The organism is Myxococcus xanthus (assembly GCF_013116825.1).
Classification (GTDB): Bacteria; Myxococcota; Myxococcia; order Myxococcales; family Myxococcaceae; genus Myxococcus; species Myxococcus xanthus_B.
Genome location: NZ_JABFNS010000001.1, coordinates 123,435 through 149,729 on the forward strand (window position 1 = coordinate 123,435; position 26,295 = coordinate 149,729).

At 69.6% G+C, this 26,295-nt stretch carries 23 protein-coding genes; 9 read left to right on the top strand and 14 right to left on the bottom strand.

The features are described 5' to 3' along the window. Window positions 1-12 precede the first annotated feature (12 nt). Genes HNV26_RS00580 through HNV26_RS00590 form a run of 3 tightly spaced genes read right to left on the bottom strand, consistent with a single transcriptional unit; the run spans window position 13 to window position 1,936 of the window. Complete coding sequence (locus HNV26_RS00580; RefSeq protein WP_171441094.1) at window positions 13-591, bottom strand: Wss1p-related putative metallopeptidase; 579 nt, start codon at window positions 589-591, stop codon at window positions 13-15. Between the two features lie 47 nt (window positions 592-638). Continuing rightward, complete coding sequence (locus HNV26_RS00585; RefSeq protein WP_244171514.1) at window positions 639-1,226, bottom strand: hypothetical protein; 588 nt, start codon at window positions 1,224-1,226, stop codon at window positions 639-641. Continuing rightward, window positions 1,223-1,936: a hypothetical protein gene (locus HNV26_RS00590; RefSeq protein ID WP_171441095.1), complete on the bottom strand. Its 714-nt coding sequence runs from the start codon at window positions 1,934-1,936 to the stop codon at window positions 1,223-1,225. Before HNV26_RS00590 ends, HNV26_RS00585 begins: the two co-directional genes overlap by 4 nt. A 234-nt stretch (window positions 1,937-2,170) precedes the next feature. Between HNV26_RS00590 and HNV26_RS00595 the strand changes: the two genes are divergently transcribed. Continuing rightward, entirely contained in the window at window positions 2,171-3,556 is a 1,386-nt protein-coding gene (locus tag HNV26_RS00595) for a phosphatidylglycerol lysyltransferase domain-containing protein (protein ID WP_171441096.1), read from the top strand. A gap of 3 nt (window positions 3,557-3,559) precedes the next feature. Here the strand turns inward: HNV26_RS00595 and HNV26_RS00600 are convergent, their stop codons facing one another. After that, window positions 3,560-3,808: a DUF2171 domain-containing protein gene (locus HNV26_RS00600; protein WP_171441097.1), complete on the bottom strand. Its 249-nt coding sequence runs from the start codon at window positions 3,806-3,808 to the stop codon at window positions 3,560-3,562. A gap of 102 nt (window positions 3,809-3,910) precedes the next feature. On the opposite strand from HNV26_RS00600, the gene HNV26_RS38845 reads away from it, so the two are divergent. Further along, window positions 3,911-4,312: a hypothetical protein gene (locus tag HNV26_RS38845; RefSeq protein ID WP_216611688.1), complete on the top strand. Its 402-nt coding sequence runs from the start codon at window positions 3,911-3,913 to the stop codon at window positions 4,310-4,312. 29 nt (window positions 4,313-4,341) lie between these two features. Here the strand turns inward: HNV26_RS38845 and HNV26_RS00610 are convergent, their stop codons facing one another. From HNV26_RS00610 to HNV26_RS00620, 3 genes are all read right to left on the bottom strand, one after another. After that, window positions 4,342-5,376 (bottom strand): acyltransferase family protein, encoded by a 1,035-nt coding sequence (locus HNV26_RS00610; RefSeq protein WP_171441098.1) that lies wholly within the window; start codon window positions 5,374-5,376, stop codon window positions 4,342-4,344. Window positions 5,377-5,380: 4 nt separating this feature from the next. Continuing rightward, complete coding sequence (locus HNV26_RS00615; protein ID WP_171441099.1) at window positions 5,381-6,547, bottom strand: bestrophin family protein; 1,167 nt, start codon at window positions 6,545-6,547, stop codon at window positions 5,381-5,383. 162 nt (window positions 6,548-6,709) lie between these two features. Then, the gene (locus HNV26_RS00620; protein ID WP_171441100.1) at window positions 6,710-7,441 is read right to left on the bottom strand and encodes a 2OG-Fe dioxygenase family protein; all 732 of its coding nucleotides are present in this window, start codon (window positions 7,439-7,441) and stop codon (window positions 6,710-6,712) included. 428 nt (window positions 7,442-7,869) lie between these two features. On the opposite strand from HNV26_RS00620, the gene HNV26_RS00625 reads away from it, so the two are divergent. The 4 genes from HNV26_RS00625 to HNV26_RS00640 all read left to right on the top strand — a co-directional run bounded on the left by HNV26_RS00625 (window position 7,870) and on the right by HNV26_RS00640 (window position 14,296). Next, window positions 7,870-9,957 carry a prolyl oligopeptidase family serine peptidase gene (locus HNV26_RS00625; RefSeq protein ID WP_171441101.1) on the top strand — a complete coding sequence of 696 codons (2,088 nt, stop codon included), beginning with the start codon at window positions 7,870-7,872 and terminating at the stop codon, window positions 9,955-9,957. Window positions 9,958-10,086: 129 nt separating this feature from the next. After that, window positions 10,087-11,487: a 3' terminal RNA ribose 2'-O-methyltransferase Hen1 gene (locus tag HNV26_RS00630; RefSeq protein WP_171441102.1), complete on the top strand. Its 1,401-nt coding sequence runs from the start codon at window positions 10,087-10,089 to the stop codon at window positions 11,485-11,487. Then, window positions 11,484-14,048, top strand: coding sequence for a polynucleotide kinase-phosphatase (locus HNV26_RS00635; RefSeq protein WP_171441103.1), 2,565 nt, complete (start codon window positions 11,484-11,486; stop codon window positions 14,046-14,048). The genes HNV26_RS00630 and HNV26_RS00635 overlap by 4 nt, the downstream gene beginning before the upstream one ends. Window positions 14,049-14,068: 20 nt before the next feature. Continuing rightward, complete coding sequence (locus tag HNV26_RS00640; protein WP_253816026.1) at window positions 14,069-14,296, top strand: hypothetical protein; 228 nt, start codon at window positions 14,069-14,071, stop codon at window positions 14,294-14,296. A gap of 102 nt (window positions 14,297-14,398) precedes the next feature. Here the strand turns inward: HNV26_RS00640 and HNV26_RS00645 are convergent, their stop codons facing one another. Further along, window positions 14,399-16,069, bottom strand: coding sequence for a carboxylesterase family protein (locus tag HNV26_RS00645; RefSeq protein WP_171441104.1), 1,671 nt, complete (start codon window positions 16,067-16,069; stop codon window positions 14,399-14,401). A gap of 250 nt (window positions 16,070-16,319) precedes the next feature. Between HNV26_RS00645 and HNV26_RS00650 the strand changes: the two genes are divergently transcribed. Further along, window positions 16,320-17,321: an alpha/beta fold hydrolase gene (locus tag HNV26_RS00650; RefSeq protein WP_171441105.1), complete on the top strand. Its 1,002-nt coding sequence runs from the start codon at window positions 16,320-16,322 to the stop codon at window positions 17,319-17,321. A 62-nt stretch (window positions 17,322-17,383) separates the two neighbouring features. Here the strand turns inward: HNV26_RS00650 and rpsD are convergent, their stop codons facing one another. From rpsD to HNV26_RS00670, 4 genes are all read right to left on the bottom strand, one after another. Then, complete coding sequence (rpsD, locus tag HNV26_RS00655) at window positions 17,384-18,016, bottom strand: 30S ribosomal protein S4 (protein ID WP_171441106.1); 633 nt, start codon at window positions 18,014-18,016, stop codon at window positions 17,384-17,386. A gap of 139 nt (window positions 18,017-18,155) precedes the next feature. Beyond that, complete coding sequence (locus tag HNV26_RS00660) at window positions 18,156-19,496, bottom strand: MATE family efflux transporter (protein WP_253816028.1); 1,341 nt, start codon at window positions 19,494-19,496, stop codon at window positions 18,156-18,158. A gap of 110 nt (window positions 19,497-19,606) precedes the next feature. Beyond that, window positions 19,607-19,744, bottom strand: coding sequence for a short-chain dehydrogenase (locus HNV26_RS00665; protein ID WP_171441108.1), 138 nt, complete (start codon window positions 19,742-19,744; stop codon window positions 19,607-19,609). Window positions 19,745-19,777: 33 nt separating this feature from the next. Beyond that, window positions 19,778-20,833 (bottom strand): NAD(P)-dependent alcohol dehydrogenase, encoded by a 1,056-nt coding sequence (locus HNV26_RS00670; protein ID WP_171441109.1) that lies wholly within the window; start codon window positions 20,831-20,833, stop codon window positions 19,778-19,780. A 301-nt stretch (window positions 20,834-21,134) separates the two neighbouring features. On the opposite strand from HNV26_RS00670, the gene ppsA reads away from it, so the two are divergent. Then, a complete protein-coding gene (gene ppsA / locus HNV26_RS00675; protein WP_171441110.1) occupies window positions 21,135-23,474 on the top strand; it encodes a phosphoenolpyruvate synthase in 2,340 nt (779 codons plus the stop codon). On the opposite strand, the gene HNV26_RS00680 is transcribed toward ppsA, so the two are convergent. Beyond that, window positions 23,471-24,364 carry a symporter gene (locus tag HNV26_RS00680; protein ID WP_253816030.1) on the bottom strand — a complete coding sequence of 298 codons (894 nt, stop codon included), beginning with the start codon at window positions 24,362-24,364 and terminating at the stop codon, window positions 23,471-23,473. The genes ppsA and HNV26_RS00680 overlap by 4 nt on opposite strands. Before the next feature lie 189 nt (window positions 24,365-24,553). On the opposite strand from HNV26_RS00680, the gene HNV26_RS00685 reads away from it, so the two are divergent. Then, window positions 24,554-25,846 carry a type I restriction enzyme HsdR N-terminal domain-containing protein gene (locus tag HNV26_RS00685; RefSeq protein ID WP_171441112.1) on the top strand — a complete coding sequence of 431 codons (1,293 nt, stop codon included), beginning with the start codon at window positions 24,554-24,556 and terminating at the stop codon, window positions 25,844-25,846. A 16-nt stretch (window positions 25,847-25,862) separates the two neighbouring features. On the opposite strand, the gene HNV26_RS00690 is transcribed toward HNV26_RS00685, so the two are convergent. Beyond that, window positions 25,863-26,261, bottom strand: coding sequence for a hypothetical protein (locus HNV26_RS00690; RefSeq protein WP_171441113.1), 399 nt, complete (start codon window positions 26,259-26,261; stop codon window positions 25,863-25,865). Window positions 26,262-26,295 lie beyond the last annotated feature (34 nt).

The window sequence follows — 26,295 nt, forward strand, 5'->3', positions numbered from 1 at the left end:
GGGACGCGGAATCTAGCCTCCGCGCCGCCGCCTGCCTGGACTTATGTCAGGGGTGTCCGCAGTCACACCCTTCCTGGCCCCGGAACGCCGGGGCCGGGCCGGGCGGGGCACCAGCTGGTGGAAGAGGCTGGATTCCCGCTGGAAGAAGCCTTCCGTGTGGAAGGAAGCGGGCAGCTCCAGCAGAAGAAAGTCCAGGTGGTGACACAGCTCGTGCAGCAGGGTGCGCAGGTAGGTGCGGAAGGCCACCACCCGCGCGTGCTTCGCGGTCCGCATCCACAGCTGGATGCGAGGGCGACGGCCCCGCTCCAGAGTGTACATGCCGTGCAACTCGCCGGTGGTGGAGGAGGGGCGGACCTCCAGCACCTCCACCCGCGGCGCGAACAGGTCCAGCCGCTCGCAGAGGGCGTCGCTCAGCCGGGCGGTGGCGTGCTCGGTCTCCGGTTGCCTGCCCGTGGCCAGGGCTTCGCGCAGCGCGGACACCAGGGGCTCCAGTGTCCGCGGCTCGCGGAGCCGGAGCGCGCTCACCGAATCACTCATCCGGTAGATGCGCTGCTGGGCAGGGGTCAGGGTGTCGTAGTAGGCGAAGGTCACGGGCGAGTCGGTTCAGCCGGAAGCTTCCCACCCGCGCCCTCGACTGGCTACAGGCCGCCGGCCTCCAGCGCGCCGCCCAGCCCGGGGAAGGGCTTGGTGAGCAGGGCCTGGAAGACGATGTCCTCCAGGCGAATCTGCGCCGGGAGTTGGGGCAGGGTGAGGCCGGAGCGGACCACCGTGTTGCTGACGATGACCCAGACGCGCCGCCGGCCAATGGCCTCCTTGAGCGCCGGCGAGTCGATGCGCACCGGCGTGCGAGAGTCGGGCTGGAAGGTCCGCTCTGCGAGGATCTCCGCCGCCCTGTCGTAATAGGCTGGCCGGTTGAAGTCCGTGTAGAGCCGCGGGTTGTCCGGCGTGGCGCTGCCCGTGAGTGACAGGCGCGCGGACGTGCGCACGGTGAGCGTGGGGGACGGGTTGACCACCACGAGGGTGGCGGCGACCTCGTTGACGATGATGTCCAGGTCCTGCGTGTTGACGGACTCCTCCGGCAGGTCGAGCGCCACCTCCGCGTAGACGGGTTCGAGCAGCGAGGTGACGGGCACCACCTGGTCGAAGGGCTCCGTCTGGATGGCGATCTCCGCCGAGCACGCGGACAGCAGCAGCACACAGGGAAGCAGCAGGGCGCGCATCATCATCGGAAGCTCCACGACAGGTCGACGACGGGAAGGACGGGCAGGCTCTCACCTGGAAGGGCCGGGTCGCTCATGTCCACGTAGGTGGCGCCCAGGCCCAGGCCGAGGTGCTCTCCGCCGTAGCGGATGCCCGCCGCGGCGCGCAGGGTGGCGCCGCCCTTCACGCGGACGCCGGCCTCGCCCACCACGGACCAGTGGCCCGCGAAGTTGAAGGCCAGCGCGCCGGTGAAGGCCAGGTAGTCGGAGGTGTAGACCCCGTAGCGCGCCTCGCCCTGCACCAGCACGGCGCCCAGCGCCAGGCCATAGACGCCGTAGAAGGACGGGCCGGACAGCTCGGGCTCGAAGCGCTGGAGCGCCGGCGTGTCCGCCTCCGACGTCACGATGTCCGAGTAGACGGACGCGCCCACGAAGTGCGTGTAGCGCGCTCCCACGACGACGCGGTGTGGACCGGCGGCCATCGCCCAGCGCAGCCCCACGTTGGGGGCCAGCAAGGCATTGGCATACATCGACGTGTCCACGGCCAGTCCCGCGAACAGCGGCAGCGCCGCGCGCTGGAGCCCCAGCACGGGCGCGTCGATGATCTCCGCCGCATCTGTCGTCAGCAGGCGCGCGGTGTTGGTGCGAACGCCACCGGCATTGTCTTCATCGGCGGCGGCCAGACAGGGAGAGAGCAGAATCGCGAGCGCGCAGGCGGCGTTCGAGGGAGGTTTCAATCCACGGGCTCCTGGTGGAGGAATGGGCCCGCACGTTAGGCCGACTTTCTCTTGATGCGAGTGCCTGCCTGCCCTCGCGCGATTCGACCGTCGGATGGTGCGCGCGTGCGGTCTCCGGAGACCTCCCCGCATCGCGCCCGCTCACGCACGTGGTACGTGCCACGTGTTCCACGGCAGGACGGGCCGTGTTCTCGTTTGCGGCCCACGGGGTGGGGCACATACCTTCTGCCGCGCGTGGAAGGACGTTCTCAACAGAAGGCCCCGGCTGGCCCGGAGCCACGCGAGCAGGTGCTGGCGCTGCTGCGCCGGTACGGCTGGAACGCCACCTCGTTCCAGGTTCTACAGCCCGGCTTCCGGTACTGGTTCGACCCGGCGGGCGACGCGTGCGTGGCGTACGTGGATACGGGCGGTGCCTGGGTGGCGGCCGGGGTGCCCATTGCCGCGCCGGAGCGGCTGGCTTCGGTGGCGGAGGGCTTCCGCGTGGCCGCGCGAGCCGTGGACCGGCGCGTGTGCTTCTTCGCCACCGAGCCGCGCTTCATGGAGCTGGCCCCCATGGCGTCGCTGCCCATCGGCGAGCAGCCCGTCTGGGACCCGGTCCACTGGGACGACGTGGTGCGGGGCAGCCGCAGCCTGCGAGAGCAACTGCGCCGTGCCCGCGCGCGAGGCGTGAAGGTCCGCGAGGTGCCCGTCACGGAGCTGGGGGACCCGCTGCACCCCACGCGGCGAGCGGTGGAGCGGCTGAAGGCCCGCTGGCTGGCGTCCCGTCGCATGGCGCCCATGGGCTTCCTGGTCCAGCTTCGTCCTCATGCCTTCGCGAGCGAGCGGCACGCCTTCGTCGCCGAGGTGGCGGGCGAGGTGGTGGGCTTCCTGTCGGTGTCGCCTGTCTATGCCCGCGAAGGCTGGTTCCTCCAGGACCTGCTCCGGGACCCGGAGGCGCCCAATGGCACCGCGGAGGCGCTGGTGGACGCGGCCATGCGCGCGGCGGCCGCCACCGGGCGGCGCTACGTGACGCTGGGGCTGGCGCCGCTCGCGGGGCCGGTGCGGCCATGGCTGCGACTGGCGCGGGCGTGCGGCCGGCCGCTCTTCGATTTCGAGGGGCTGCGCACCTTCAAGGGGAAGTTCCGCCCCGACGCCTGGGTGCCCATCCACCTGTCCTATCCCGAGCCCCGGGGCGGGCTGGCGGCGGTGTACGACGCGCTGCGGGCCTTCGCGCAGGACGGCCTGTTGCGCTTCGGCATCGCCACGCTGCTGCGGCGCCCGCGCCTGCTGGTGCACGCGCTCGCCGTGCTGCTCGTCCCATGGACCGCGCTGCTGGCGCTGCCCTCCACGGCGCGCTGGTTCCCGTCCGTCCAGGTGCAGTGGGCGTGGGTGGTGTTCGATGTGGGCCTGACGGTGGGACTCTTCTCGTTGGTGCGGCGTTGGCGGGACGCCCTGGCCACGGCGCTGGGCGGGCTGACGGCGGCGGACGCGTGTCTGACGTTCGTCCAGGCTGTCACCTACAACGTGCCGCTCGCCCGGAGCCCGCTGGACGGGGCCCTCATCGCCCTGGCCGTGCTCGCGCCAGCGACGGCGTCCGGGTTGCTCTTCATCTCCCGCGACCTGCGCCTGCCCGGACGCTAGCCGTCAGATGTACGCGCCGCTGTCGGGCGTCTCATCCTCCGTGGGGACGGTGGCGCCATGGCCGGGGTGGAGGAACACCTCACCATGGTCCACCCGCGCCACCAGGTGGAAGCTCACCATGAAGTCACGGCTGGGCGGCCAGCCCTGCTCCAGCTCGAAGTGCGTGTCTCCGATATGCACCACCGTGCCGAGCCTCCGCCCGTGTTCGTCCCTCACGGCCATGCCCTCGCGCAGCTCTCCTGGGTCCCACATGACGCCCTCCTTTCGCGAAAGATGCACGCGCCCGGGATGTTCGGCAGCCCACGCAAGGTGTCTGCCATTTCAGGACCGCGGTGCGGGAATAGCGGTGGTTTTATGAAAGAACTGACCCAGGCCGCCGCGAAGGGAGCGGCGCCTCCGCCCGCCGACCTGCCACCGGGCGTGTCCGCGGCGCTGTGGAAGCTGTCCATCCCAGCCAGCCTCGCGCCCACGCCAGAGCGGGTGCTGCTGGGCGAGAAGCTCTTCAACGGCAAGGCTCGCTGCAACGCCTGCCACGCGGGCGACGTGGTGTTCGTGGACGAAGGCCACCGCGTCTTCCATGCCGCCCAGGCCATTGGCGGCACGGTGGGCATCTCCTGTGACATGAGCCACCCGGACGCGTCCAACACGCATCCGGAGACGTATCCGAAGTACCAGGTGCAGCTGGGCCGCTGGCGGATGGTGACCCGCGGATGCGCGCCATGGAGGCGTACGTCTACGCCAAGCGAAAGGGCGTGAAGCCGGACTGCGGGAAGAAGCAGGCCCGCTCAGCGCCCCAGGCCCGGCACGGCGTCACGCTTCCGCTGGAACAGCCACCGAGGCTCCCATAGCGGGCGCGTGGCCTGGACGACGGAAGGCTGGCCCAGCAGCACCGTGAGCAGCGCCCCCGCTCCCAACGCGAGGACGACGCCCACGGGCCCCTGGAGGAGCGCGTACGCGCCCACGTACTCGGCGGCGCGCACGACGAACCCGTGCAGGAGGAAGGGCGCCAGGCTCCGTCCACCCAGCCGCGTGAGCGCGCTTTCCTGACGCGGGCTGAGCGTGAAGAGTGCCCATGTCAGCGCCAGTGCACCGCAGAAGAGCGCCGCGCGCGCCGCCATGCCCGTGAGCGCCGTGGCGCCGAGCACCGCGTAGCCGCTGCTCCCGTAGAGCCACTGCGGCGCGGGCGCGGGCAGGGCTCCCATGGCCACCGCCCCGACGCATGCGCCCAGGGCCGCGGCCAGGGACGCCGCGAGCACGAGGCGCCAGCCCCGGGTGTTTCGAGGGGCCAGCAGCCACTCCCTTCGCGTCAGGTGACCGGCGACGAAGCAGGGCAGGAACACGAACGTCCGCGACAGGCCGAACAGGTAGCCCACCCAGGGCAGCAGGCCCGCGACGAGCGCCAGCGCCACGGCCCACATCAGCGGCTTGGGCAGGCGGAGGAGCAGGGGCAGCATCAGCCGCCAGCACCCGAGGCTCAGCAGGAACCACAGCAGCCAGTACGGTTGCACCAGCCAATGGGAACTCCAGCCCCGGCCGAGCACCCACGCGTCGAAGGCGACGTACAGCACCTGGAACACGGCCAGCGGCGCGAGCTGCCCCCAGGCGATGGCGCTCAGCGCGCGGGGCCCGCTGTCCGCGCGGGACAGGTGGCCGGAGAGGAACGCGAAGGCGGGGATGTGGAACAGGTACAGGCCGGAGTAGAGCGCCTTCGCGAGCGGCTCCCGGCCGAGCAGGGGCTCGAGCGCATGCCCCATCACCACCAGGGTGATGAGGATGCCTCGCACGTTCTCGAACAGCGGGATGCGGCCAGCGGTCGTCACAACCTCAATAGAGAAGCCCATCTCGAGGCTGAACGGGAGGGGGGAGCTCCGTTTCTCCCAGCATCTGCCGCAGGTTGATTTCAATGGTCCGGCAGAGCGCCGTCATGGGTGTGTCACTGACGTCGTCCTCGAAGGGCGATTCGATGTCGCGGCCGACGGCGTCCAGTCCGATGAAGAGGAACGCGATGACGGCTGTGACGAGCGGGGTGAGCCAGCCGAGCTCCTTCACCACCCCCAGGGGCAGCAGCACCAGGTAGGCCCGTGTCATGGCCAGCAGCAGGATGTCGTACTGGCGGGGCAGGGGCGTGTTCTTGATGCGCTCACACGCGCCCAGCAGGTTCGTCAGCTCGGACAGCGTGCGGTCCATCGTCACGTGCAGGAAGAGCACCTTCTGCGCGTCGGACACCTGCCCGTAGATGCGGCGCAGGCGCGTGCCCATCCACAAGAGGAGGGCGGAGGGGACGTTCTGCTCCTCGCGCAGCGCTTCGATGACGGCGGGCCGGAAGAAGGGGACGATTTCCGGCAGTGGGTCCTGCCGTCGCAGGTGGCAGCGCATGGCATTCACGAAGCCAATCTGCGCGTACACCAACTCGCGCGCGTCCTCGGTGATGTCCTCCACCATGCCAGCGGTGATGACGCCACGGGCCGCGCCCTCCGTCTGGGGGATGGTGCCCAATTCGGCGAGCTTCGCCCGGGGGCTGCCCTGCTCCGGATGTACGCGCGCCTGGCCGAGCTGGTCGCGGACCGCGCCGTCGCTGGCCCGGGTGCCCGTCACCGTCAGCAAGGGCCTGGAGCGCTCCGCCGCGGTGCGCAGCAACGGTGATGACGGCGGCGCCAGCTCCAGCTCCGCCAGGGCGTCACTGCCCTGGCGCTCCGGACGTGGCAGCAGCGTCAACACCTGCCGGGCGAATGTGCGAGACGCATTCACCACGCCGCCCCAGAGCGAGCGGGCTTCCCACCAGCGGTCGTATGCGGAGCCGTTGCGGAACGCGAGCAGGACGCCCAGCGCCGCCGCGAGCACCGACACGGGCATGGCGGGGACCGCCATCCACGAGGCGTCGAACACGCGGTAGCCCACGATGACGGCCGTCGCGAAGAGGACGTGCACCACAACGCCCCTGCCGGTGTAACGCAGGATGATGTGCCAGGACAGCCTCCGGCCAACAATCATTCGGGGAATGCTCCAGGGGGTACGGTCGCCTTGCGCCATGCGTTTAATGACGCGGGCGCGGACTGGCAACGCACGCACCCCGCTCGTCCGCGCGTGTGTGTCAGGCCAGCACGCGGACCGGAGATGCAAGTGTCCTGGAGCGAGCAGCGGCGCTCCCGGGCGCTACTCGGGGCCCTGGAACCCCCCGGCCCGGAACGTGAGTACCAGCGTGTCCCGGTGGCCGGTGTCGCCCTGGGGTTGGATGGGCGTGCTCTCGTGAATCACGCGCGCATCATCCAGCAGCAGCGCGGACCAGGGCTCCGTCAGCGTGAAGCGCAGGCCGTTGGGGCCGTCAGCTTCGAAGACGCGCGTCTCACCGCCCTTGATGCCTTCGCGGCCCACGAGCAGCACCGCCACGAAGTCCACGCCGTCCCGGTGCGCGCCCTCGGGTGTGGGCCGGCCGATACCGTCGGTGGTGTCGATGCGGAACTGGTGGGCCTCGACGTACCAGGGGCGCGCGCCCTTGAGCTGGGAGCAGCACGCGGCGATGCCTCGAATCAGCCCCGACCACACCGGCTGGGACACGATGTCGGGCTGCACGGGCTCGAACCAGCGCTCCATGCCGCCGTGAAGCGCGTTGTATTCCACCGGCTGCCAGTGCGCGCGGTGAGGCACCTGTGTCACCGAGTCGCCGTCCACGATGAAGCAGGAGTGCCGTCGTGAGCGGTAGCGGCCACCATCCCGGAGGAAGCCGTCCAGCGGCAGCTCGTTCCAGGACGGCCGCAGCGCGTCCAGCGCGGGCGAGTCGATGCCCGCGAGCTCGCAGAGGCCGTCGCGGGTGAGCACGGCGTAGCCATGCTCGCCGAGGGCCTTGGGGACTTGGGACGTGGGGGTGACGGGGGGCTGGAAGCTCATGGGCGTCGGACTCTGGGAGACGGGCCCGCGGAAGCGGGGAGGGGCTGGGGGAAGGGAGCCGCAGGTGACGCGGTCGCCCAGGCGCTGGAGGCGCGGCAGTGTGGGGCCTCTTCCCGCCGCGAGGGACCACCGCGCTCCGAGCGCCGCGCCCATCCAGGGCCAGAGCCGCTCCCCTTGTCGCTGGGTCCTGTCATCACCACCTGTTCCACTCCTGAGGTCACCACGCGCGGTGCCGGCCGTTCCGGGGGCGTATGTGGCGCGACCCATACTCCCTTGCAGGCCATCACCGCCAGTCCCGAGGCGATGCACGCGCGACGGGCGCTCGCGGCCCCGCCAGCATGGCCGCCGTGGCACAGGCGTTATGGTCGGGGGAATGGGAGGCGGCTCGGTCTGTTGGGGGGCAACCTCGGGCATCGGGAGATGAGGACATGAGAAGGGCGTACGTGGCGTCGTTGCTGACCGGGCTGTTGACCTCCTCCGTGGCGACGGCCGAGGCCCCACCCCAGGAGCCCTTCCTGTGGCTCGAGGAGGTCCAGGGCGAGAAGGCGCTCGAATGGGTTCGCGCGCAGAACGCGCGGACGCTCGCGGTGTTGGAGAAGGACCCGCGCTTCGAGACCTTCCACGCCCAGGCGCTCGAGCTGCTCACCTCCACCGACCGCATTCCCTCGCCCGGCTTCCGGGCTGGCGGTGTGGACAACTTCTGGCAGGACCGCGACAACCCCCGAGGCATCTGGCGGCACACCTCGCTGGATGGCTACACGCGCGCCCAGACGCCGTGGGAGACGGTGCTGGACGTGGACGCGCTGGCGAAGGCCGAGAAGGCCAACTGGATTTGGAAGGGCAGCAACTGCCTGCCTCCCGCGGACCAGCGCTGCCTCGTCTCCCTGTCCAACGGAGGCAAGGACGCCGTCGAGCTGCGCGAGTTCGACGCCGCCGCGAAGCACTTCGTGGAAGGCGGTTTCCAGGTCCCGGAGGGCAAGCTGTCAGCGTCCTGGCTGGACGCGGACACGCTGCTGGTGGGGCGCGACTGGGGCGGGGACACGCTCACGGAGTCGGGCTATCCCTTCGTGCTCAAACGTTGGAAGCGGGGCACGCCGCTGACGGAGGCGCAGGAGGTCTTCCGGGGCGAGCGCACCGACGTCTCCGCGTCCCCCGTGCCGCTGCGGGACGCGGACGGCGCGCTGCGGGCGGTGCTGGTCAACCGCGCGGTGACCTTCTTCGAGTCGGAGTACTACCTGCTGGGAGACGCGGCGCCCGTGCGGCTCCCGTTTCCCCGGAAGTCCTCGCTCCAGGCCTTCGTGGACGGGCAGGTCGTCTTCACGATTGAAGAGGACTGGGGCCGCTTCAAGCAGGGCGCGCTGCTTGCGTACCCGTTGGCCGCGCTGAAGGCGGACCCGGCGAAGGCGAAGCCCGCGCTGCTCTTCCAGCCAGGAGCGCGTCAGGCCATCGAATCGGTGGCGGCGACGCGGGGCCAGGTGCTGGTGAGCCTCTATGAGGACGTGAAGGGCGCGCTGGATGTCTACACGCCGGTGAAGAACCGTTGGAGCCGCAAACGGCTGGCCTTGCCGAAGAACGCCTCGGTCGCCATCACCGCGACGTCGTCATCGCATGACCGCTTCTTCGTGAAGTCCCAGGGCTTCCTCGCGCCGACGTCGCTGTGGCTGGCGGATGCGAAGGCGGGCACGGTGAAGAAGGTGAAGTCGCTGCCCGCGCGCTTCGATGCCTCGAAGCTCCAGGTGGACCAGTCCTGGGCGAAGTCGAAGGACGGCACCCGGGTTCCGTACTTCCTGGTGCGGCCGAAGGCGCGGAAGCTCGACGGCACGCTGCCGACGCTGGTGTATGGCTATGGCGGCTTCCAGGTGTCCAAGCCGCCCGTCTACCTGCCGGAGGAGGGCAAGTTGTGGATGGAGCGCGGAGGAGCCTACGTTGTCGCCAACATCCGGGGCGGAGGCGAGTTCGGTCCGCGCTGGCACCAGGCGGCCCTGCGGGAGCACCGCCAGCGCGCGTTCGACGACTTCGCGGCGGTGATGGAAGACCTGGTGCGGAGGAAGATCAGCTCCCCGCGCTACATGGGCATCTACGGCCGCTCCAACGGCGGTGTCCTCACCAGCGTGGCGATGACGCAGCGCCCGGACCTGTTCAACGCGGCCGTCATCGAAAGCCCGCTCATCGACATGATGCGCTACCACCTGCTGCCAGCGGGCGCGTCGTGGGTGGGGGAGTTCGGCAACCCGGAGGTGCCCGGGGACGCGGCGTTCATCTCGAAGTACTCCGCCTACCAGAACCTCCGCGAGGGCGTGCGCTACCCCGCGCCGTACATCACCACGAACACGAAGGATGACCGCGTCCATCCGGGCCACGCGCGGAAGTTCGCGGCGCGCCTGGAGGCCATGGGGCTGCCGTACCTGTATTACGAGAACACCGACGGCGGGCACTCCAACGACTCGGACCCGATGCTCAACGCGCGCCGGTGGGCGCTGCACCACGTCTACTTGTCGCGGCAGTTGATGGACTGAACGCCCGGGGGCATGCGGCCGGGCAGGCTGAGGCTGTCAGGATCGTCCGGAGCCCCTGGTCTTCACCGCGCTACATTCCCGCGTCATGGAAAACCTCCCTGACGCCGTGGAACCGAAGTTGGGAAGGCCATGCTGCTGACGCTCTCGACGACGCATCATCCCGCGACCGACCTCGGGTACCTGCTCCACAAGAACCCGCACCGCCCGCAGTCGTTCGAATTGTCCTTCGGACACGCGCACGTCTTCTATCCGGAGGCGACGGAGGCGCGCACCACGGTGGCGTTGTTGCTGGAGGTCGACCCCGTCGGGCTCGTCAGGGAGCGTCGCGGCCCTTCGGGCGAAGGCGGTGTGCTGGAGCAGTACGTGAATGACCGGCCCTACGTGGCCTCGTCGTTCCTGAGCGTCGCGCTCGCACGCACCTTTCGCAACGCGATGTCGGGCAGCAGCAAGGAGCGGCCGGACCTGGCCGGGCAGCCGCTTCCACTGGTGGCCCGCCTCTCCGTGCTTCCCTGTCGTGGTGGCGAGCCCTTCCTTCGGAAGCTCTTCGAGCCTCTGGGCTACACCGTCACCGCCACGCGGCATGCGCTGGACGAGACGGTCCCAGACTGGGGCCCCAGCCGCTACTTCACCGTCACGCTGGAGGCCCGCACGCGCCTGAGCGACCTGCTCACGCACCTCTATGTGCTGATTCCCGTGCTGGATGACGACAAGCACTACTGGGTGGGCGACGAGGAGGTGGAGAAGCTCCTGCGGCACGGGGAGGGCTGGCTGGCGGCGCACCCGGAACGGGACATCATCACCCGGCGCTACCTGCGTCACCGCAGGAGCCTCGCGCGCGAAGCGCTGGAGCGGCTCTCCGGTGACGAAGCGCCCGAGCCGGAGGAGGGGACGCAGGCGCGCAACCAGGAGGAAGCCGCGCTCGAGTCGCGGCTGAGCCTCAACGAGCAGCGGCTCCAGGCGGTGGTCGCCGTCCTCAAGCAGAGCGGTGCCACGCGCGTGGTGGACCTGGGCTGCGGCGAGGGCAAGCTGCTCCGGGCCCTGCTCAAGGAGCGGCAGTTCACCGACATCCTCGGCATGGACGTGTCCTTCCGTTCGCTGGAGATTGCCCGGGACCGGCTGGACCTGGACCGGATGCCGGAGCTTCAGCGCCGCCGGATACAGCTGCTCCACGGCTCCCTCATGTATCGGGACGCGCGGCTGGCCGGGTACGAGGCCGCCTCCGTCATCGAGGTCATCGAGCACCTGGACCCGCCGCGCCTCGCGGCCTTCGAGCGCGTCCTCTTCGAGTCCGCCCGGCCCAACGTGGTGGCGCTCACCACGCCCAACGCCGAATACAACGTGCGCTTCGAATCGCTCCCCGCGGGCACCTTCCGCCACCGCGACCACCGCTTCGAGTGGACCCGGGCCGAGTTCGAGTCCTGGGCCCGAGGCATCTGCGAGCGCTTCGGCTACAGCGTTCGTTTCCTCCCCGTGGGGCCCCTGGACCCGGACGTCGGTGCGCCGACCCAGATGGCGGTGTTCGCGCGATGAAGCTCACGATTCCTGAACTCTCCCTGGTCCTGCTCATCGGTCCATCCGGCGCGGGCAAGTCCACCTTCGCGCGCCGGCACTTCAAGCCGACCGAGGTCCTGTCGTCGGACACCTACCGGGGCATCGTCTCCGACGACGAGAACAGCATGGAGGCCACGAAGGACGCGTTCGAGACGCTGCGCTTCGTCGCGGCCAAGCGGCTGGCGCGGGGGCTGCTCACCGTCATCGACGCGACCAGCGTGCAGCCGGAGGCGCGCAAGCCCCTGGTGGAGCTCGCGCGCGAGTTCCACGTGCTGCCCGTGGCGGTGGTGCTCGACGTCCCCGAAAAGACGTGCCAGGAGCGCAACAGCCAGCGGCCCGACCGGGCCTTCGGTGCTCACGTGGTGCGCAACCAACTCCAGCAGATGCACCGCTCGCTGCGAGGGCTGGAGCGCGAGGGCTTTCGCCACGTCCACGTGCTGAAACCGGAGGTGTTGGAGGCCATCGAGTTCGTGCGGCAGCCGCTGTGGAACAACCGCAAGCACGAGCACGGGCCCTTCGACATCATCGGCGACGTTCATGGGTGCCGGGAGGAGTTGGAGGCGCTGCTGGGCAAGCTGGGCTACGAGGTGCGTCCACGGGCGGATGGGACGCCAGGGTTCGACGTGCGTCCGCCCGAGGGCCGCAAGGCCATCTTCGTGGGAGACCTGGTGGACCGGGGGCCGGATACCCCGGGCGTGCTCCGGCTCGTCATGGACATGGTGGCGGCGGGCAGCGCGCTGTGCGTCCCGGGCAATCACGAAGTGAAGCTGATGCGCAAGCTGCGCGGCCGGGACGTGAAGGTGTCCCACGGGCTTGCCCAGTCGCTGGAGCAGCTCGAGCGCGAGCCGCCCGAGTTCCACAAGGCGGTGGTGGATTTCATCGATGGGCTCGTCTCGCACTACGTCCTCGACGAGGGGCGGCTGGTGGTGGCGCACGCGGGCCTCAAGGCGTCCATGCAGGGCCGTGGTTCCGGCAGGGTGCGTGAGTTCGCCCTGTACGGGGAGACGACGGGCGAGACGGATGAGTTCGGTCTGCCCGTGCGCTTCAACTGGGCCGCGGAGTACCGGGGCAGGGCGGCGGTGGTGTACGGGCACACGCCAGTGCTGGAGGCGGACTGGCTCAACAACACGCTCTGCGTGGACACGGGCTGCGTGTATGGCGGCAAGCTGACGGCGCTGCGTTATCCGGAGCGGGAGCTCGTCTCGGTGCCCGCGGCGCGCGCCTACGCGGAGTCCATCCGGCCGCTGGGCGGTGCCGTCACGCCAGGGGGCGGGCTGAGCGCGCAGCAGGTGCATGACGACCTGCTGGACATCGACGACGTGCGGGGCAAGCGCGTGGTGACGACGCGGCTGAGCCAGAACGTGACGGTGCGCGAGGAGAACGCCACGGCGGCGCTGGAGGCGATGAGCCGGTTCGCCATCGACCCGAAGTGGCTCATCTACCTGCCGCCGACGATGTCGCCCTCGGAGACGAGCAAGGCGCCGGGCTATCTCGAGCACCCGGCGGAGGCGCTCGCCTACTACCGCAAGGAAGGGGTGGCGAAGGTCGTGTGCGAGGAGAAGCACATGGGCTCGCGCGCGGTGGTCGTGGTCGCCCGCGACGAGGCCGCGGCGCGGCGACGCTTCGGCGTCACGACGGGCGAGCTGGGCGTCTGTTACACGCGCACGGGGCGCCGCTTCTTCTCGGACACAGGGCTCGAAGCGGCGTTCCTCGCGCGGGTGCGCGCGGCGCTCACCGCGTCGGGTTTCTGGGAGGCGCACCAGACGGACTGGGCGTGCCTCGACGGGGAGCTGATGCCCTGGTCCTTCAAGGCCCAGGAGTTGCTGCGCGACCAATACGCATCGGTGGGGGCGGCTTCACGCGCGGCGCTCACGGACGTGGTGTCGGTGCTGGAGCAGGCGGTGGGGCGCGGGCTGGAAGTAGGGGAGCTGGCCGCACGCTTCGGCGAGAAGGCGCGCAGCGTGGAGCAGTACGTGGAGGCCTACCGGCGCTACTGCTGGCCCGTGCATTCGCTGGAGGACGTGCGGTTCGCGCCGTTCCACCTGCTGGCGACGGAAGGGGTGGCGCACATGGACAAGGACCATGTGTGGCACATGGAGACGCTCGCCCGGGTGTGCCAGGCGGACGCGACGTTGCTGGTGGCGACACCGTTCCGCGTGGTGGCGCTGGAGGATGAAGCCGCGGTGGCGGAGGGCGTGCGCTGGTGGGAGGAGCTCACGGCGCGAGGAGGGGAGGGCATGGTGGTCAAGCCGCTCGACTTCGCGGTGCGTGGGCGCAAGGGGCTGCTCCAGCCGGCCATCAAGTCACGAGGTCCGGAGTACCTGCGCATCATCTACGGCCCGGAGTACACCGCGCCCGCGAACCTGGAGCGGCTGCGTCAGCGGGGTTTGTCCACGAAGCGCTCCCTGGCGCTGCGTGAGTTCGCGCTCGGGGTCGAAGGTCTGGAGCGGTTCGCGCGAGGCGAGCCGCTGCGCCGCGTACACGAGTGTGTCTTTGGCGTCCTCGCCTTGGAGAGTGAGCCGGTGGACCCTCGGCTTTGATGTAGGCTCAGATGGGCCCCATGGCGTTCGTCACGGCTGGGATGGTGGCGACCGACTCGCTCGTTCCTCACTGTGAGGTGGTGGAGGGGCAGCCGTCGTTCTCGTACTTCATCCGGTGGCCTTGGTTTGGATTGGCCCTGGTAGCGCTCGTGGGCGGCATTGCCTATGCGCGCCGGGCTCAGTCGCCCAGAGACGCACGGGACGTGCTCCTGGCCCGGCTCCCGCCAGATGTCTGCGAGGAAGTCTGAGAGGTGCTCTGGTGCGGTGCAGCAGGCCCGCGCCGCGTATGAAGCTCGCGAGGAGCCTCCTACGCCGCGCGATCCGCGCTGAAGCCCGTGGCGGTGCGCGCCTCAGGGGCGCTGCTGGGCCAGCATCCAGGCGAACACCTTGGGCTCTTTGTAGACCCGGTCCCAGATGTAGTGATTGCCATCGTGGAAGAGGGTGAAGAGCACGGGCTTCACCGGCTCGGCGCCCGTGGTGTCGGTGTTCGTCTGTCCATCAATCCACTCCCACTGCCCGCTCCCGGGCCGGAAGAACGCCGTCCCTGTACGAGCCGGGGAGGGGTAGGTGCTCATGACGCCACCGGTGCCGCCCATGGCGGTTCCCAGGTCCGTGAACCAGGTGGCGGTCGCGATGTAGTAGGTGTCTTGGTCGAGCAGGCCGTGTGAGCCCCAGATGGGAAGGTTTGCTTGGACCATCTTCAGGGCATCTGCGGCGCTTGAACCGTAGCCTCCTTTGCAGATGGGGATGGCGGCGGCGAGCTTCGAGGGGAAGAGCGCTGCGTAGTTGAACGTCCCCGCGCCGCCCATGCTGAGGCCCGTCAGGTAGACGCGCTTCCTGTCTGTCTTGAACGTCGCCAGGATGTGCTCGAAGAAGGGGTCCAGGTTGTATTGGGCTTCATAGGTGCTCCAGAATCCCGACGTGCTCGTCTGCGGAGAGACCAGGATGAAGGGATAGTCCTTCCCCTCCCGGTCGATGTACGCCTGCGGCCCGTGCGTACGAACCCTCTTGAGCTGGTCGACACCGCCATCTCCCTGTTCGCCCATCCCGTGGAGGAAGAAGACGATGGGCCAGTTCGAGCCTTCTTCGTAACCGGGCGGCAGGTACACGACATAGCCGTAGCCGCCCGGCGTCGAGGGTGACTTGTAGACCTCCTGCGTGGTGCCACGGCCCGTGGGCGCGGGTGTCACCTGGACCTTCACTCTGTCGCTGGCGGTAGCGCCGTCGTCGTCCGTCACCGTCAGCTCGAACTCGTAGAGCCCCTGCACCAGCCCGGACGCCGTCGCGGAGAGCGTCGTGGCGCCCGTCAGGGTCGCGGTATTGGGACCGGACACCTGGGTCCACTGCCGCGTCACGACTGTTCCGTCGCTGTCCGTCGCGGTGCCCGTGAGGGGGGCGGCATTCGTGGGCAGCATCACCGTCTGGTCCGCTCCGGCGGAGACCGTGGGCGGAAGGTTGGCGGGCGGCTCGCCCGTCACGGGGGCGCCGTAGATGACGACTTCGTTCATGCCCGCATAGCGGGTCCTCGTAAGGTGGAGGTACCGCGTGCGCTGGGTGACGGGCACGACCCACCAGGCTTGCCACCGGGTCAGGGTGATGTTCGTCACTGGCGTCCAGGCACCCGGCTCGCCGGCCGCGAAGGACACGCTGCCGCTGTCGAAGGTGTCGAAGACGCCAATCTCCGTGATGTCATACAGCGCGCCCAGGTCGATGATGAGGCCCATGGGGTACGCGGCATCGTTGAAGATGGCGTCACCCCAGGTGGTGACGGGCGCGGCGCCCGTTCCCGCGCGAGGGTCTCCAACGAGCGCCTGCTCATCGAAGAGGTTCTGGTACGGACCCGCGACGGGACGAACGCCGTCGGGCTGCACCATGGAGGCGGTGAGGGTCAGCTTGCTGCTGGTGAGGAGCGGCGCCGTCGCGGTGACGTCGCCGGAAGGGTCCACGGCTTCGGGACTGCCACACCCGGCAATCATTGCGAGCGCGAAGACGGCCTTTTTGATGCGGTCATGAATATGCATGAAAAATCCAATGGTGGCTATGAGTGGGCTCCGGTGGCCGGAGCAATGGTAGTTCTAAAGCTGAAATCTTGGAATACTCGTATTTATGTGTTTCTGGGGCGTGGGCCTGGCTCCGCGCTTTGAGGGGGACTCCTCCCCGCAGGGCCAGGAGGTATGGCGGCACCATCACCCACCCCATGCGGGCAAGGGGAGAGGCAGCCCCGGCGTGCGCTGGTGCTTGGCGAAGGCGCTCGCCAGTATTCCCAAGCGCATGCGAACGAACCTCGTGGGTGCCGCGCTTCTCTTGTGGGCTGGTTGTGATTCCGCTCCGTTGCCCCCTGGGCCTGATGACACGCCGTCCCTGCACCAGGTGACGCGTGTGGAGGCTGTCCGGGGCGTCGAGCTGGAGGTGCTCGACTATGGCGGCCAGGGCCCGGCGCTCATGTTCCTCGCGGGCATGGGCAGCACAGCCCACATCTTCGACGAGCTGGCGCTCGAGTTCCGGGACACGCACCACGTCTACGCGCTTACCCGCCGTGGCTACGGCGCCTCGGATTGGCCCGACACCGGCTATGACACCGCCACGCTGGCCACGGATGTCCTGGGGGTGCTGGACACGCTGGGGCTGTCGAAGGCATCGTTCGCGGGCCACTCCCTGGCGGGGGACGAGCTGACGTGGCTGGCGCTCCACCACCCCGAGCGCGTGGAGGCACTCGTCTACCTGGACGCCACCGACAGCCGGGGCGAGATTGCCGCGTTCCTGGAGGGCGAGCCGTTGCCGCCGCTGCCGTTCTCCGTGCTCGACGGCCTTCCTTCACGGCAGGCGGTGGCGGAGCGGCTGGCGCAAGATTTGGGCGGAGGGCTCCCCGCGCACGAAGTTGAACAGGCGTATGTGTTCGACGCCGCGACAGGGGCCTACCTGCGCGAGCGCCGCCATCCTGGTGCGATGGAGCAGTCCGTCCGGGGCGCGGCCATCATGGACCTCGGGCGCGTGCAGGGGCCTGTGTTGTCCCTGTCGGATGGGCAGGGCTTCGCGGGTTGGGTAGAGGCCCTGGTGGCGGCCGAGTCGCTGCCGCTGGAGTTTCGGGAGAAAGCCCGCGACTTCCTGCCCGACATCCAGCAGCACGAGGCGGACCTGGAGGACGCGTTGCAGGGGCATCCTGGCTGGAGACACCTGCGACTGGAAGGCGCGGGGCACTACATCTGGCTGACGAACCGGGCGGAGGTGGTGACGCGGATGCGCGACTTCTTCGCCGCCGCCCCCGCGCCGTAGCACGCCACGCCAGCGGTGTCTGTCCAAGCCACATGCCCGGACAGAGCGCCGCGGAGAACGGCTCAGCTCCGCTGTGCGTAGTACTCCACGATGAAGGGCTCGTTCACGTCCACGGGGATTTCCTCTCGCTCCGGCAGGCGCACGTAGCGCAGCCCTTCGCCCTCACCCAGCACCTGGACGTAGGCGGGCACGGACCGCGACTTCATCCGGCTGAAGGACTCCTTCACCACGGGGAGCTTCAGGTGCGCCGCGTGGAAGCGGACTTCGCTGCCAGGCTTGACGCGGTCGCTCGGGATGTCCGCCCGCTTGCCATCCACATGAAGGTAGCCGTGGCGCACGAACTGCCGGGCCTGGCGGATGCTGGTGGCAAGGCCCGCGCGAAGCACCAGCGAGTCCAACCGGCTCTCCAGCAGTTGCAGCAGCACCGTGCCGGTGTTGCCCGGCGCCCGGCTCGCTTCCTGGAAGGCCGCGCGGCACTGCTTCTCCATCAGGCCGTAGTACAGCTTCAGCTTCTGCTTCTCTCGCAGATGGCGCGCGAAGTCGCTCACGCTGGTGCGCGCGGTGGCACCGTGCTGGCCAGGAGGATAGGGCCGGCGCAGCACCGAATCCTTGTCCGGGTCCTTCGTGGTGATGCGCGAAAGCGGAATCCCCAGCCGACGACCCATCTTCCCCCGCGGTCCCAAGTCGCGTGCCACGTGTTCCTCCGACCATCTCCCGGTGCCTGGAGTGGAAATGAGGTTGATAATCAGTGTCAATTTCAATAGGGTCAGATTGGGCCGGCGGTCAAGTCCGGAATTCGAAGTGGGGACGCGGGCGCGGGCTGGACAGCGAGACTCAGGTGTCGCGCGGCGCCGTCTCCCGGCGGAAGACGGCGCCTGCGAGCACCGCCACGACGGTGACGCCGGCATAGGCCACCAGTCCGGCGGACACCATGGCGAACAACGTGGAGAGCCCCGCATCGAGCCGCGCGGCGACGAACCACCCGACGCCCGCGCTGATGACCAGGCGCGAGGTGCCCGCCAGGAAGGGCCACAGCACGTGGCCCGCGCCCTGTGCGGCGAACGCGAGCACGAAGCCCAGGCCCAGCAGTCCGTAGAACGGCGCCACGATGCGCAGGTAGTCCAGGCCCGGCGCCACGACAGCCGGCTCGCGGCTGAAGGCATGGAGCCAGACTTCGGGCGCCAGCGCCGCGGCCAGTCCAATGGCTCCCGCGGCCACGAAGCCCAGCCCGCCGCCCAACCAGGCGATGCGCCGGGCGCGCTCGTGCTGTCCCGCACCCACGTTGGTGCCCACCAGCGTCAGCACGGCCGTGCCCAGGCCAAAGAGAATCGGGATGATGAGGTAGTCCAGGCGCGACGCCATGCCATAGCCGGCCAGCGCCTCCACGCCGAACAGGCCCACGGCGCCGGTGATGACCATCACCATCAGGTTGGGTTGCAGCGAGCTCAACGCCGTCAGCAGACCCACGCGCAGGATGTCGCGAAGCAGCCGCGGCTCCAGCGGCCCCTTCGCGAGGCGGACCGCGGCCCGTCCGGACGCCATGTAGCGCAGCAGCCAGAGCGCCGCGACCACGTAGAACAGCGTCATCGCGAGCCCAGCGCCCGCCAGCCCCAGCGCGGGCACCGGGCCGAAGCCGAAGATGACCCCTGGCGTCACGACGAGGAAGACGGCGGCGCCCACCAGGGTCACCAGCGCCGGGACGCGCACTTCGCCCGCGCCGCGCAGCGCCGCCGCGAGCAGGTTCACCAGCCAGAAGGGAATCGAGCCGGCGAACACGTAGTTCGAATACTGGAGCGCGGCGTCCAACGCGCCCGCCTGTCCACCCAGCGCCGTGTACAACGCGGGGCCGGTCATCCAGGCGAGGACGCTGAAGACAAGGCCCAGGGCCAACGCCAGCACCACGGCATGCCAGACCAGGGCGTTCGCATCGTCCCGCCGGTTCGCGCCCAGGGCTCGCGCCACCGCGGAGGCCACGCCGCTGCCAATGCCTCCGTTGGACATCATCGTCATCAACATCACGACGGGAAAGACGAGGGAGACGCCCGCCAGCGCCTCCGTGCCCAGGAAGCTCGCGTACCAGTTCTCCGCCACGCCCACCAACGACTGGGCAATCAGGACCAGCGTGGTGGGCACGGCGAGCTGGAGCAGGGGCTTCAGCAGGGGGCCCCGCAGCATCGCGTCTTGAAGTGATGCGCGTCCGGGGAGCGCGGAAGGTGTGGACCCGGGCGCTGCATCTTGCACTGGGGTTGCGTCGCTGCTGGCTGCGTCACCCATGGGACGTCACCTCACGCGCTCAGCGCACCAGGATAGCCACCGGAGGACAAGCCTTGTTTGGCCATGCGGCTCACGTCATCGGCGAGCACTTCCTCCTCGCTGGCTTCCAGCGCAGCCGGCGTGAGACTCACCACGTCTGTAGGAGTCACCTTCGAGCGCCACCCCACGGAGTGGGGCGGGGCTCACGGTTGGATGGCCACCTTGAAGACGCCGTCACGGCGCTCGCCGAAGAGGGCGTAGGCCTCCTGGATGTCCGCGAGCTTGAAGCGATGCGTGATGAGCGGCGACAGGTCGATGCGCTTGTGTTGCACCAGGTCCATGAGGCGGCGCATGCGCTCCTTGCCTCCTGGGCACAGGGTGGTGACGATGCGGTAGTCCCCCAGGCCGGCGGAGAACGCGTCGTAGGGCAACTGAAGCTTGCCCGAGTACACACCCAGGCTGGACAGCGTGCCCGCGGGCCGCAGGCAGCGCAGCGCGCTCTCGAAAGTCTGCTGGGTGCCCAGCGCCTCGATGGCCACGTCGGCGCCGCCGCCCGTGAGCCGTTTCACCTCGGCGACGACGTCCTGCTGACGGTGGTCGAGCACCACGTCCACGCCCATCCTCCGGGCCAGCTTCAGCCGCGCCTCATCGCCGTCCACGCCGACCACGAGCGAGGCGCCCATCAATCGCGCGCCAATGGAGGCGCACAGGCCGATGGGCCCCTGCGCGAAGACGACCACGGCATCGCCGATGCGCACGCCGCCTGCCTCCGCGCCGCTGAAGCCCGTGGAGGCGATGTCCGACAGGAGGATGACCTGCTCGTCGGTGAGCCCATCTGGAATGGGCGCGAGGTTGGCCTGCGCGGAGGGAATGCGGATGTACTCGGCCTGGGCGCCATCCTGGGTGTTGCCCATGCGCCAGCCTCCCAGGGCCTCATAGCCCGCGCCGTGGCCGCACTGCGAGAGGTGGCTGGACAGGCAGGCCCTGCATTGCCCACACGGGGTGATTGCGCCCACGAGGACACGCTGCCCCGGGCGGTAGTCCGTCACGCCGGGACCCAGCTCCTCGATGACGCCCACGGGCTCGTGACCGATGACGAGCCCCGGGCGCACCGGGTACTCGCCACGGACGATGTGCAGGTCCGTGCCGCAGACAGTGGTCAGCGTCATCCGGATGACCGCCTCGCCGGCTCCCGCGCGTGGCCGCTCCACCTCTTCGATGCCGAAGCGGTTCACAGCCTGAAAGACATTGGCTCGCATGCTCCCTCCCGGGGGTTCGTGGGTGTCCACTCGTGAAGTCTCGGCACGGTGCCGGAGGGCGTCATCCGCGCGGGCGGGGAGATGCGGCGGTGGAGTTCATGCCGAGCGCATGCCCGGGCGCATGTGGCCGTGGCGGCGGCTCGGGCCCGCGCGCTCCGGGCCCGGGTGGATGTCATCACCTGGCACCGGCCGCATTGTCCTCGGTGAGTCGCGCCCGCTTCAGGCGGGGATGAGGACTTCGTGCGCGAGCGCCGGTGCGCAGCGTCCGCGCAATCAGGCGTTTGCTTCAGGGAGCGGTACCATGAACGTCTCACCGGACACGGAGAAGCCACGGCAAGCCGAGCATCCGGAGGTGGCCGCCGCGCCTCGTCTGCTCTGGTTCAGCGAGCTGTCCCGCAAGGACGTCGCGCTGGCGGGGGGCAAGGGCGCGAACCTGGGCGAGATGACGCGGGCGGGGCTGCCTGTTCCGCCGGGCTTCGTCATCACCGCCGCCGCCTTCCAGGAGGCCATGGCGCCGGTCCGTGCCCAGCTGAGCCACCTCTGGGCGCAGGTGGACCCGGATGACCCTTCGTCGCTGACCCAGGTCACGCAGCAGCTCCGCGAGCGCGTGCGGAGCGCGCCCGTTCCGGAGCGGCTGCGCGCCGCCATCCTGGAGGCGTATCAGCAACTGGGGGCGGACCGGGCCGTGGCGGTGCGTTCCTCGGCGACCTCGGAGGACTCGGCGGCAACGTCCTTCGCGGGCATGCACGAGTCCTTCACCCACGTGTTGGGCGAAGACGCTTTGATGGACGCGCTCCGGGCATGTTGGGCTTCGGCCTACGGCGAGCGTGTGGTGGCCTACCGCAAAGCGGAGGGGCTCACCGAGGAACCGGCCATCGCCGTCGTGGTCCAGGCCATGGTGGATGCGGCTCGCGCGGGCGTGATGTTCACCGCGGACCCGTCTGCGGGAGACACCGGCCGCATCGTCATCGAGGCAGCCTGGGGGCTGGGAGAGGTCGTGGTGGGCGGGCAGGTGGAGCCGGATACGTACAGTGTCTCCAAGAAGGGGCCTTGCGTGCGCGAGGTCCGGGTGGGTGACAAGCGTGTCCGCCTGGTGCGCGATGCCGAAGGACACACGCAGCGGGAGACACTGAGTCCGGAACAGGCCCATGCGCGCGTGCTGAACGACGCGGCGGTGCTGGAGCTGGCGCGGTTGGGATTGCGGGTGGAGCAGCACTACGGTGCGCCGCAGGACATCGAGTGGGCGGAGGAGCGCGGACGTTTGTTCCTGGTGCAGACGCGCCCGATTACCACGCTGGGAAGGTCCGCCGTGCCACCGCCGGAGGAAGGCCACGCGGGCAAGGCGCTGGTGCAGGGGCTGGGGGCGTCGCCCGGTGTGGCGGCCGGCCGCGTGCGGGTGCTGGCGTCACCGGCGGAGGGACGGCAGCTCCAGCCGGGCGAGGTGCTGGTGGCGGAGATGACGTCGCCGGACTGGGTCCCCACCATGCGGCGGGCCGCCGCCATTGTCACGGACCGGGGGGGCATGACGTGCCACGCGGCCATCGTCAGCCGGGAGCTGCGCAAGCCCTGCGTGGTGGGAACGCGCACCGCCACGCGCACGCTGCGAGACGGCGAGGCGGTGACGGTGGATGGCTCGACGGGAGAAGTCCGGGAGGGACAGGAGGCGCCACGTCCACGGGCGGTGGAGGCGCCTGTCACCGCATCCACGGTGGGTGCGGCCCCGGTGCTGGCCACGCGCCTCTACGTCAACCTGGCCCTGCCCGCGCAGGCTCGCGAGGCCGCGGCGCTTCCGGTGGATGGCGTGGGCCTGCTGCGCGCCGAGTTCATGCTCACGGAGGCCCTGGGGGGAGTGCATCCACGCAAGCTGATCGCGGAGGGCCGGAGGGGGGAGTTCGTGGAGCGCATGGCGGGGGCCCTGCTCCAGACGACGCGAGCCTTCCATCCGCGCCCCGTGGTCTACCGGACGACGGACTTCCGGACGAACGAGTTCCGCGGACTGGAAGGCGGCGCTGAGTTCGAGCCCAAGGAGTCCAACCCGATGATTGGCTTCCGGGGCGCCTACCGGTACCTGCGCGAGCCCGACGTGTTCAACCTGGAGCTGGAGGTGCTCGCGCGGGTCCGCGAGCAGACGCCCAATCTCCAGGTGATGTTGCCCTTCGTGCGCACGCTCTGGGAGCTGGAGGCGTGTCTGGAGCTCATCGCCCGCAGTCCGCTGGGGCGGCAGCGGGGGGTGAAGACGTGGGTGATGGCGGAGGTGCCTTCCATCGTCTACCGCCTCCACGATTATGCGAAGTGTGGGATTGATGGCGTGTCCATCGGCTCGAATGATTTGACGCAGCTCATGCTGGGCGTGGACCGGGACTCCGAGTCGTGCGCCGAGCTGTTCGACGAAGCGGACGCCGCGGTGCTGGCCGCCATTGGCGACATCATTCGCGGGTGCGAGGAAGCGGGCCTGACGTCCTCGCTGTGTGGACAGGCGCCGTCGAACCGGCCGGACTTCGCGGAGCACCTGGTGCGCGCGGGGATTACGTCCATCTCCGTGGACCCCGGGGCGGTGCTCGCGACGCAGCGGGTGATTGCGGCCGCGGAGCAGCGGCTGCTGCTGGCCGCCTCGAAGCGGGCGACGCTCCAGGGCTGTTAGGTCCTGCCAGCGTGGGGCACTCCGTGCCGGAGGTGGTGCTTGTTCCAGAGCAGGTAGGGGAGCAGCGCCAGCGTGCGCAGCACCAGATAGACGGCCAGGAAGGGCGTCAGCCGCAAGTCCTGGAAGCTGGCCGTCGCGACGGCCAGCGCGATGGAGGGATTGCCGAAGACGGCGGCGAGCGCGAGCGCGGTCCTGTCTTCAGGCCGGGGCGCTCCCGCCACGTGGCCCAATATCGCGGAGCCCAAAGTCATCACCAGCATGCCCAGCACCATCCACCCGTCCACGTCGCGCAGCCTCGGGCCGCTGATGAACAGCAGGAGCAGGACGGCGACGACGAACACGGCCTTGAAGAGCCACAGCATGGGATGCAGCAGTCGCCTGGCCAGCATCGGCCGCCACGCGCGCAGTGCCCAGCCCGCCGCGAGCGGCACGAGGAAGGGCAGCATGACCCGCTTGAGGAGCTGGACGGTGGTGGGGGCCTTGAACACGGCGGGGAAGAAATCGCTGAGCAACCGCAGTGAGAGCGGCAGGCACACGATGGCCGCCAGGGACAGGGTGAGGGACAGCGCCACCGTGAGGCTCAAGTCGCCGCGCTGCCGGTAGGCCGCGACCGCGACGCTGGGCACGCCAGGGCTGACGGCCATCAGCAGCAGGATGCCGGCGGCGATGGGGGGCAGGGGCAGGAGGTTCACCACGAGCAGGGCGAGCAGCGGTACGCCCAACAGGACGAGGGGAAGGCCCCGCGCGTAGGCCGGCAGCCGCATGGCCCGCTTCACGGCGCTCGCGTCGACGGCGAGCCCGAGGACGAACCCCATGAGCACGACGAGGTGCCCGACCGCGAACTCGACTCCGTCCCGCACGCTCAGCGCGGCGGTCACCTCGGCGTCCATGGATGGAGGATGCGCACGGAGCGCCTCGTCGGGCACGTCAGGGCGGCCAGCCGTGCGCGCGTTCCTCGGAGCGGTCGCGGAGTCAAGAGGCCGGGCCTCACCCCTGGGAGGGATGGCCGCCAAGGCCCCCGCGCCTTGAAATCACCTTCGCGCCCGGACGCCTCGCATGCCCGGGCAAGGGGACGTGCCATGGACGCGAACCATCTGCTGGAGTTGGTCAAACGCTATCAGGACAACAAGGCGTTCATCTCCAATGAGGAGACCGCGAAGATCGCGCTGGTCGTCCCGTTCATCCGGAGCCTCGGCTACGACCCGAGCGTTCCCCGGGAGGTCCGCCTGGAATACACAGCGGACTTCGTCCAGGGGGACGGCAAGAAGCTGCCGGACCGCATGGACTTCGCCATCTTCGACCAGACGGGCACCAAGCCGCTCATCGTCATCGAAACCAAGCCCTTGGGCACCGACCTCAAGTCCCGCGCACAGCAGCTGGCGCGCTACCTGGCGCAGTTGCCGGAGCTCCACTTCGGCATCATCACCGACGGGTGCCACTACCTCTTCTTCGGGGACCTGGAGAACCCCAACGTCATGGACCCGGAGCCCTTCTTCACGTTCTCTCTGGAGGACACGAAGTCGGACTGGGTGAAGGTGGCCAAGTTCCTGTCCAAGTTCAGCCGTGAGGCCTTCAACGCGACGACGCTGATTACGGACGCGGAGAACAGCCGCTACCGGCAGGGGATGATCGACAAGCTCGCGTCCGCCCTGAAAGCGCCCGGAGAGCACGAAGCCTTCCTCAAGTGGCTCACGGAGGACATCTACAAGGGGAAGCGGACCACCGCGGTGATGGAGCGGCTCGCGGACGTCGCGAAGGAGGCCATCGAGCCGACGCTGCTGCGGGTCATGGGCGACGACTTCCTGAACAAGCTCAAGGAGCGCATCCAGCGGCTCAACGAGGGCGCGGAGCCCGCGGTGGCGCAGGAGGGCGCCAATGGGGTGAAGCCGGATTCGGCCAGGCCCTTCGAGGCGGATGGCCGTGCCGCGCCCGATGAGAAGGGCCGCGCCGCCGTGGAGACCACCGAGACGGAGCTGGAGTTCTTCGGCGTGGTGCGGGACATCTGCGTCAAGAACGGCGCCGCCGCCGAGGACATCCTCTACCGGGACACGGCGTCCTACTTCAACGTGTCCTTCAAGCGGCCCACGAAGTGGTTCGCCCGGTTCTTCAGCAATGGCAAGCGCAAGAGCATCGTCACCTGGGTGCCGGTCGACGAGGCCCGCGCCATTGCCGCGGGCTTCGAGGTGGAGGCGGCGCCCGCGGGTTTGGGCATCAGCCGCGTCTTCATCGAATCGGTGCCGCAGGTCTGGGCGCTGAAGGCGCTGGTGAGCCGGAGCCTGGAATTGTCCAAGACGGTGCGCGACGAGTCACCGTCTCCAGACGCCGCCACACACGAGGACGGGAAGCCCGCCCTCAAGGTCATCACGGGCTGACGCTCCGCCGCGGTGCTCACGCCGCCGCGCGAAGCGACGTGAGCCCCACGGCCTTGAGCGCCAGCACGCCCGCCACGGCGAAGGCCTGCCCGGCGAGCAGCGCGGTCCCCAGGGGCGTGAGCTCCTGGGCGTGCATGACGACGAGCAGCACACTGCCCACCACCCATGCGGCGTCCACCAGGACATGCACCAGGGCTGCTCCCAGGACGGGCTGCTTGAACCCGACCCAGAGGTTGAAGGCCGACCACGGCAGCAGGAAGAGGCCCACGCTGAACAGGAAGGTGGACGGCAGGGTCCAGCCCGCGAGCTGGGTGAGGGTGGGGGCCAGGAGCAACAGGGCCACGCCCATGAGGAGTGAGGCGGCGGCGTCGAAGCGGTAGACGAAGCGGGGATTGCGAAGCAGTTGGGGCATCATCTGGGCTCTCCGGGTGGCTGGGAACGGGAGCACA

What these genes read in the sequence shown, in the direction of transcription:
- HNV26_RS00585 (WP_244171514.1), bottom strand. Translation starts at nt 1,226, where the DNA reads ATGATGATGCGCGCCCTGCTGCTTCCCTGTGTGCTGCTGCTGTCCGCG.
- HNV26_RS00600 (WP_171441097.1), bottom strand. Translation starts at nt 3,808, where the DNA reads ATGTGGGACCCAGGAGAGCTGCGCGAGGGCATGGCCGTGAGGGACGAA.
- HNV26_RS38845 (WP_216611688.1), top strand. Translation starts at nt 3,911, where the DNA reads ATGAAAGAACTGACCCAGGCCGCCGCGAAGGGAGCGGCGCCTCCGCCC.
- HNV26_RS00615 (WP_171441099.1), bottom strand. Translation starts at nt 6,547, where the DNA reads ATGATTGTTGGCCGGAGGCTGTCCTGGCACATCATCCTGCGTTACACC.
- HNV26_RS00620 (WP_171441100.1), bottom strand. Translation starts at nt 7,441, where the DNA reads ATGAGCTTCCAGCCCCCCGTCACCCCCACGTCCCAAGTCCCCAAGGCC.
- HNV26_RS00625 (WP_171441101.1), top strand. Translation starts at nt 7,870, where the DNA reads ATGAGAAGGGCGTACGTGGCGTCGTTGCTGACCGGGCTGTTGACCTCC.
- HNV26_RS00630 (WP_171441102.1), top strand. Translation starts at nt 10,087, where the DNA reads ATGCTGCTGACGCTCTCGACGACGCATCATCCCGCGACCGACCTCGGG.
- HNV26_RS00635 (WP_171441103.1), top strand. Translation starts at nt 11,484, where the DNA reads ATGAAGCTCACGATTCCTGAACTCTCCCTGGTCCTGCTCATCGGTCCA.
- HNV26_RS00640 (WP_253816026.1), top strand. Translation starts at nt 14,069, where the DNA reads ATGGCGTTCGTCACGGCTGGGATGGTGGCGACCGACTCGCTCGTTCCT.
- HNV26_RS00645 (WP_171441104.1), bottom strand. Translation starts at nt 16,069, where the DNA reads ATGCATATTCATGACCGCATCAAAAAGGCCGTCTTCGCGCTCGCAATG.
- HNV26_RS00650 (WP_171441105.1), top strand. Translation starts at nt 16,320, where the DNA reads ATGCGAACGAACCTCGTGGGTGCCGCGCTTCTCTTGTGGGCTGGTTGT.
- HNV26_RS00660 (WP_253816028.1), bottom strand. Translation starts at nt 19,496, where the DNA reads ATGCTGCGGGGCCCCCTGCTGAAGCCCCTGCTCCAGCTCGCCGTGCCC.
- HNV26_RS00670 (WP_171441109.1), bottom strand. Translation starts at nt 20,833, where the DNA reads ATGCGAGCCAATGTCTTTCAGGCTGTGAACCGCTTCGGCATCGAAGAG.
- ppsA (WP_171441110.1), top strand. Translation starts at nt 21,135, where the DNA reads ATGAACGTCTCACCGGACACGGAGAAGCCACGGCAAGCCGAGCATCCG.
- HNV26_RS00680 (WP_253816030.1), bottom strand. Translation starts at nt 24,364, where the DNA reads ATGGACGCCGAGGTGACCGCCGCGCTGAGCGTGCGGGACGGAGTCGAG.
- HNV26_RS00685 (WP_171441112.1), top strand. Translation starts at nt 24,554, where the DNA reads ATGGACGCGAACCATCTGCTGGAGTTGGTCAAACGCTATCAGGACAAC.
- HNV26_RS00690 (WP_171441113.1), bottom strand. Translation starts at nt 26,261, where the DNA reads ATGATGCCCCAACTGCTTCGCAATCCCCGCTTCGTCTACCGCTTCGAC.